General features: G+C 30.7%; 1 protein-coding gene. It reads right to left on the reverse strand.

What is annotated here, in order from left to right; genetic code table 11:
- The coding region (locus A3849_RS31935) for an HD domain-containing protein (RefSeq protein WP_143191964.1) at positions 1-1,456 on the reverse strand (1,456 nt) is incomplete at both ends.

The following is a 1,456-nucleotide window of genomic DNA, read 5'->3' on the forward strand; positions in this document are numbered from 1 at the left end:
ATACTGATTTCAACCTTGGTGAATTATCATTTTGATTGGTATTTTTTTTCGAAGATATGAATATTTTAAATGTAGTACCTGGCTTAACATCTTCATAAAGCTGAGGAGTTTTGCTACTAATACGAAAATATTTGTTGTATGCAGGAATTGAAATATTAATTAACTTACTATTAGGTTCTATATAAGGCTCTCTATATGTAGTAATTTCAATTTTTTCAGCTAGAGTAAAACAGCTCAATATCCCTATTCCAAATTTCGATATTACGTCCATCTTAATTCCAATCTTATCAAAGTCTTTACTACTATAAAAACTTTTCCCTGCAATTGATAAATAATTACCTATTATGTATTCATTCATTCCTACACCATTATCAGTCCAAACAATTATCAATTCATTTTCATTTACCTTTTTCACTTCAACTTTAATAAAACCATCATTTAATGTCATCCCTCTTTTAGCTAGAATTGCTTGTCTTAATTTTAGTGCGTCAACACTATTTTGAAGTAATTCCCTTAAAAAAACATATGGATCGTCACCATATATTTGCTCTCCCAATATTTCAAATAATCTTTCTCTATCAAAATTAAATTTTATAGAACTCGGTTCAAACCCCGCCGTAACAATATTCCAATGAATGTGAGATATATCTAGGATATGATTCGTATCATTCATTTCTGCTAAAACATCAATACAATCTCTAAATTGATCGTCACACCATTGCTTCAAATCTTGTAATGATGCATACACCTCGTGGTCCTCTGTTTTCCCATCAATTTTTATTATTCTTGTTCCCAGATAGTCTGTAGATTTTACTGAACTCAAAGCACGGTGCTTTAACCATTCATTATTTGAAAACTCATTTTCAGGGGATACAAATTTCCATAAAACATATGGGGTTCTATCCTCCGATATGTCTAGTAAATCAATTAATCTCACATAAATTGATATTGCTCTTAAATTTACTATTGAAAATAATACACTATAGTCTCTAGGGTAGATATTATTGTTTCGTATGTCTTGAAAATTCAACCAATGTCCCTCGCATGCTCTTTTTACTGCTTCTGCCAATCCAGAATTTTCTTTAAAAAAATGATTAACTCTCACACCACTCCTTAAAGCATGAGTTTTTCTGACATACTCCCTCCATAAATCATCTGAGACTTCATCAGGCTTTCCTTTGTAATCTTGATCTTTTAGAAAATCTTGAAAACTTTGCGTTTCATCTTGTAATAAAATAATATTTTCAGGAACGGTATTAGTCGTGTTATTCCCCATAATTATATTTTTTTCTGAAGGACTCACAGCCATCCCCCAGTCATGTGCATACAAAGCACTCGCAAGAATAAATAGTTCATTTACGTTTAATTTTTCAATAATCTTTTTCCCTAAAATATCATCTGTAATATTAAACAAATTCTTAAAATGATATTCATTGTCGTGCGGTGTATATTCTGG

The sequence above is a fragment of the Paenibacillus sp. P46E genome (genome assembly GCF_001909095.1).
Lineage (GTDB): Bacteria > Bacillota > Bacilli > Paenibacillales > Paenibacillaceae > Paenibacillus_AQ > Paenibacillus_AQ helianthi.